Origin of the sequence: Mesorhizobium sp. M4B.F.Ca.ET.017.02.2.1, assembly GCF_003998955.1 — a bacterium.
In the GTDB taxonomy this organism is placed as follows: domain Bacteria; phylum Pseudomonadota; class Alphaproteobacteria; order Rhizobiales; family Rhizobiaceae; genus Mesorhizobium; species Mesorhizobium abyssinicae.
Genome location: NZ_RZOF01000448.1, coordinates 1 through 4,317, shown reverse-complemented (window position 1 = coordinate 4,317; position 4,317 = coordinate 1). Strand labels below are relative to the sequence as shown.

At 65.5% G+C, this 4,317-nt stretch carries 4 protein-coding genes; 2 read left to right on the top strand and 2 right to left on the bottom strand.

Translation table 11 applies throughout. The features are described from left to right. On the top strand, positions 1-943 hold a 943-nt coding region (locus EN738_RS31630; RefSeq protein ID WP_127287026.1), incomplete at its 5' end, for an MFS transporter. A gap of 30 nt (positions 944-973) precedes the next feature. Here EN738_RS31630 and EN738_RS31625 read toward each other — a convergent pair. Further along, positions 974-1,816 (bottom strand): LysR family transcriptional regulator, encoded by an 843-nt coding sequence (locus tag EN738_RS31625; protein ID WP_127287025.1) that lies wholly within the window; start codon positions 1,814-1,816, stop codon positions 974-976. Between the two features lie 96 nt (positions 1,817-1,912). Here EN738_RS31625 and EN738_RS31620 point away from each other — a divergent pair, with 96 nt between their 5' ends. Then, complete coding sequence (locus tag EN738_RS31620; RefSeq protein ID WP_127287024.1) at positions 1,913-3,244, top strand: aspartate aminotransferase family protein; 1,332 nt, start codon at positions 1,913-1,915, stop codon at positions 3,242-3,244. Positions 3,245-3,265: 21 nt separating this feature from the next. Here EN738_RS31620 and coaBC read toward each other — a convergent pair. Beyond that, positions 3,266-4,317 (bottom strand): bifunctional phosphopantothenoylcysteine decarboxylase/phosphopantothenate--cysteine ligase CoaBC (coaBC, locus tag EN738_RS31615; protein ID WP_127287023.1); only part of this gene is annotated, 1,052 nt, incomplete at its 5' end.

The window sequence follows — 4,317 nt, the reverse complement described above, 5'->3', positions numbered from 1 at the left end:
CATCATGGCCGAGCTTCTGTCCTGGCGCTGGGCCTTCGGCATCTTCACCGTCGGCGGCACCGCCATGGCGCTGGCAAGCTTCATCGTGCTCGACACGCCGCAGGCGACCAGGCCGCAGGTGGACAAGGGCACGGCGCCGCCCTTCCCTTATGCAGCGCTCGGCTGCCTTGCCGTCAGCGTCGTGCTGATCGCCAGCGCCGGCGTCGATGTCGCCCTGCTGCGCTCCTCGCTACTGCTTGGGCTGGGGTTGATCGGCCTCGTGCTATTCTTCCGCATCGATGCGCTGAAGCCACCCTCGCGGCTGTTTCCGTCGCGGCTGTTTTCCTGGCGCTCGCCGGTCGGCAGCGGCATGACCATGGTGGCCGCCTTCTCGGTGGCGACCTGTTCCTTCGCCATCTACGGGCCGCTGCTCTTGACCACGCTGCACGGCATCCCGATCCTGACCACCGGCTACATCATCGCCGCCGAATCGATCGCCTGGTCGATTCTCGCGATCCTCGTCGCCAACGCACCGCTGGAGCGCGAGCGGCTGATCATCGTCATCGGCGCCCTGATGATCGCGGCCGGCCTCGCCGGGCTTGCCTATGCAATCCCGAGCGGCTCGATTCCGTTGATCCTGCTCTGCGCTCTTCTGCAGGGCGGCGGCTTCGGCGTGTCTTGGCCGTTCCTGACCCGCGTCATCGTCGCCTCGGCCCGTGACGGCGAGCAGACCATCGCCTCCGCCGCGGTGCCGACCATGCAGCGCATCGGCTATGCGGTGGGGGCGGCGCTCGCCGGCATCATCGCCAATGCCAGCGGCTTTTCCGAAGGCCTGAACCGCGACGCGGCGGCGAACGTCGCCGGCTGGCTGTTCCTCGCCTTCGTGCCGCTCGGCATTCTCGGCTGCCTGGCGGCCATCAGTATCGCTATGCCAGCCGCGCATCCACAGGAAGCGACGGGCTGACCTCGGGAGACAATCGGAGAGCGGAAGTTCTCACAGGGACGGCAGAACGGCTCGGATGTGATCGGCGAAGGCCTCGACCGCGGGTGATCGCTCGGCGTCGGCAAAGGCGACCAGAATGCCAAGCTGGGGCAAGCGAGGAAGCGGCGCGCCCAGAATATGGAGGTCCGACGGCACCGCATCCTCGGTCATCACGCTGATTGCCAGGCCCGACCGCGCCACGGCGATCAGCCCGGCAAGGCTGTTGCTGGCATAGGATATTTTGTAGCGCAGTCCGGCGCGCGCCATGGCCTCGCAAGCCGCCTTGTGGTCGACGGCATTCGACGCCGACAACGCCAGCGGCACGATGTCGCCAAAATCGTAGAGGTCCAGCGCCGGCTTGCTGCCCACCCATACGAGCGCTTCGGTGCGCACATGCGCGTCGCTTGCGTTCGGACTGGAGACAAGCGCAAGGTCGATCTGGCGCGCGTTGAGAAGCGTCCGCAATTCGACGGTGGGCGCCGAAACCACCTTGATTTCGACATCGGGATATATGGTTCCGAAGCCCTTCAGCAGCGCGGGAAAGAACGCGCTCAGATAGTCCTCGGGACTGCCGAAAATAATCGAACCGTGCAGGCCTTTGTCGGACAGCGCCGAGATCGCCTCGTCATGGATTTTGAGGATGCGCTCGGCATAGGCCAGGAAGCGCTCGCCGCTGCCGGTGAGCCGCACCCCGCTGCCGCTGCGATGAAACAGGCTCTGGCCGAGGGCTTCCTCGAGCCGCTGCACCTGCATTGTCACGGCCGACTGCGTGCGTCCGACCTGTACCGCCACCGCACTGAGGGTTCCCGAATGCGCCGCGCGCACGAATGTCGCCAGCAGCTTGAGATCGAGCATATCAAATCCATTGATATCAGAATCCGACAACTATCAATTTTACTGCATCCGCGCCAGCCGCTAGATTGTTGGCTCAACGCTTGCTGGAGTTGAGAGATGTCGAAAAACTTGGAGCCTGGGTTTTGGGATTCGGCGCGCAAGCACCTGATCCGCTATGGCGGCAGCTTCGAGCCCGCCATCATCGAGCGCGCCGCTGGCTCCTTCGTCTACGATGCCGACGACAGGCCCATCCTCGACTTCACCTCCGGGCAGATGAGCGCCCTGCTCGGGCATGCTCACCCCAGGATCGTCTCGACGGTCAGCCGCCAGGTGGAAAGGGCCGCGCATCTTTTCAGCGGCATGCTGTCCCGCCCGGTGGTCGAGCTTGCCGAACGTCTCGCCGCGCTGGCGCCCGGCCTCGACAGGGTGCTGCTGCTCTCGACCGGCGCCGAGTCCAACGAAGCAGCCATCCGGATGGCCAAGCTGGTGACCGGCAAGCACGAGATCGTCGCCTTCTCGAAGAGTTGGCACGGGATGACAGGTGCCGCCGCGTCGGCGACCTACAGCGCCGGCCGCAAGGGCTATGGGCCCGCGGCGGTTGGATCCCTTGCGATTCCCGCGCCCAACAGCTTCCGGCCGCGCTTCAGGAATGCCGACGGTTCATTGGACTGGCTGACCGAGCTGAACGATGCGTTCGATATGATCGACAGCCAGTCGACCGGGAGCCTGGCGGCCTTTGTCGCCGAGCCGATCCTGTCGAGCGGCGGCATTCTGGAATTGCCGCAAAGCTATCTGGCGGCACTCCAGCAGAAATGCCGCGAGCGCGGAATGCTGCTGATCCTCGATGAAGCGCAGACCGGCATCGGCCGCACGGGAGACATGTTCGCTTTCCAAAAAGATGACGTCACCCCTGACATCCTCACGCTGTCCAAGACCATCGGCGCCGGGCTTCCTCTGTCGGCGGTGATGACGACGGCTGAAATCGAGGAAGCGGCGCACGACAAGGGCTTCCTGTTCTACACCACGCATGTCTCCGACCCGCTGCCGGCGGCTGTCGGCGTTGCGGTGCTCGATGTGGTGGAAGAGGAAAAGCTCGTCGACCGGGCCCAGCGCCTGGGAGCGAAACTTTTCGAAGGGCTGTCGCGGCTGAAGCAGCGCTACGAATGTGTCGGCGACGTGCGCGGTCGCGGCCTGCTGCTCGGGGTCGAGATCGTCAAGGACGGCAAGGTGCCCAATCACGAGTTGGGCGCCGCAATCGCGGCGGAAGCGTTCCGGCGCGGCCTGAGCATGAACATCGTCAAGCTTCCCGGGATGGGCGGCGTCTTCCGCATAGCTCCTCCTTTGACCATCTCCGAGGAGGACCTGGATCTCGGCCTGAGGATCATTTCGGAGTCCATCGAAGCCGGACTAGCCGCCAACGCGAGCGTTACAGGCATCGCCGCCGAGTGAGATTACTCGGCGGCGGGGAGTTCAGACAACGATGGTCTTCAGCCGCTCGGCAATGAGCGCGGCGAGTCGTGTCGCCACCTCGTCCTTGCCCATCTCGGGCCATTCCTCGACGCCTGCCTTCGAGACGATCCGCACCTTGTTGCGGTCGCCGCCCATCACGCCGGACGGGCCGATGCCGCTTTCATGCGAGACGTCGTTGGCGACGATGAAATCGGCGCCCTTCTTCTTCAGCTTGGCCTCGGCGTTGCTGATCAGGTCCTGCGTCTCGGCGGCAAAGCCGACGACCAGCCCCGGCCGCTGCCTGTTATGACCGACGCCGGCGAGGATGTCCGGATTCTCGATCATCTGCAGCGAAGGCGGTCCCTCGCCGGCCACCTTCTTGATCTTCTCGCCGGCGGCGTTCGCCGTGCGCCAGTCGGCGACGGCGGCGACGAACACCGCCGCATCCGCCGGCAAAAGGCTTTCGACCGCGCCCTTCATCTCGGCGGCGGTCTCGACATGGGTAGTGATGACGCCGGCCGGATCGGCGATGGTGACCGGACCGGAGACCAGCCGCACATCGGCGCCGAGCTTCGCCAACGCCGCCGCAATGGCGTGACCCTGCTTGCCGGACGAGCGGTTGGCGATATAGCGCACCGGGTCGATCGGCTCATGCGTCGGCCCCGAGGTGACGATGATCCTGCGGCCCGCCAGCGGCTTCGGCCTCTCGTCGAGCAGCGCCTCGATCGCGGCTGCGATCTCCAGCGGTTCGGCCATGCGGCCCTCGCCCGCCTCGTTGCTCTCGGCCATCTCGCCTTTGGCCGGGCCGACGAAGACAACGCCGTCTTTTTGCAGGGTCGCCCGGTTGCGGCGGGTCGCCGGATGCGACCACATTTTCGGGTTCATCGCCGGCGCCATCAGCACCTTCTTGTCGGTGGCGAGAAGCACAGTCGAGGCGAGATCATTGGCATGGCCGTTGGCAAGCTTCGCCATCAGATCGGCGGTGGCCGGCGCCACCACCAGCAGGTCGGCCTCGCGCGACAGGCGGATATGGCCGACATCATGCTCGTCATTGCGGTCGAACAGTTGGGTGA